Source organism: Enterococcus cecorum (assembly GCF_052119425.1).
GTDB classification, from domain to species: domain Bacteria; phylum Bacillota; class Bacilli; order Lactobacillales; family Enterococcaceae; genus Enterococcus_E; species Enterococcus_E cecorum_C.
Genome location: NZ_JBQKFH010000112.1, coordinates 1 through 453, shown reverse-complemented (window position 1 = coordinate 453; position 453 = coordinate 1). Strand labels below are relative to the sequence as shown.

The 453-nt window shown below is 32.7% G+C and carries 2 protein-coding genes; both read right to left on the bottom strand.

Annotated elements, in window-relative coordinates:
• Window positions 1-315 (bottom strand): IS200/IS605 family transposase (tnpA, locus tag ACTQZM_RS12060; RefSeq protein WP_441653901.1); only part of this gene is annotated, 315 nt, incomplete at its 3' end.
• 44 nt (window positions 316-359) lie between these two features.
• The gene (locus tag ACTQZM_RS12055) at window positions 360-446 is read right to left on the bottom strand and encodes an IS3 family transposase (RefSeq protein ID WP_441652815.1); all 87 of its coding nucleotides are present in this window, start codon (window positions 444-446) and stop codon (window positions 360-362) included.
• Window positions 447-453: the final 7 nt, after the last annotated feature.

Genomic DNA, 453 nt, shown 5'->3' with positions numbered 1-453 from the left:
CCAAAACTGTTCTTTCCAAAGAAACTGTTTGACTCTTGGAAAATCACGTTTTATCAATCTTGAACTAGCGCTTTTATAGGCGTTGATAAATTTTGTCAATTCTGTTTTAGGATGAGCTTTGAACATAATATGAACGTGGTCTTTATCATGATTCCACTCAACTAAAGTAATGTGATACGATTCTGAAATTCTTTCAAAAGTAGCTTTAGCATAATCAGATATTTCATCATCAATCACTTGTCTGCGATATTTAGTTACTAAAATAAGATGGTAATAAAGAAGGAAGACTGAATAGTTATTTGATGTGACCCCCAAAAGTTAGACTTTTTTACGAGACGACTTCGGTCGTCTCGTTTTCATTATGCAGCTAAAAGATGGAGCCTATATTGAACAGGACTCATCCATCCTAACTTTTCTTTTATTCGTTGTTCATTATAATACTTTATAAATCGT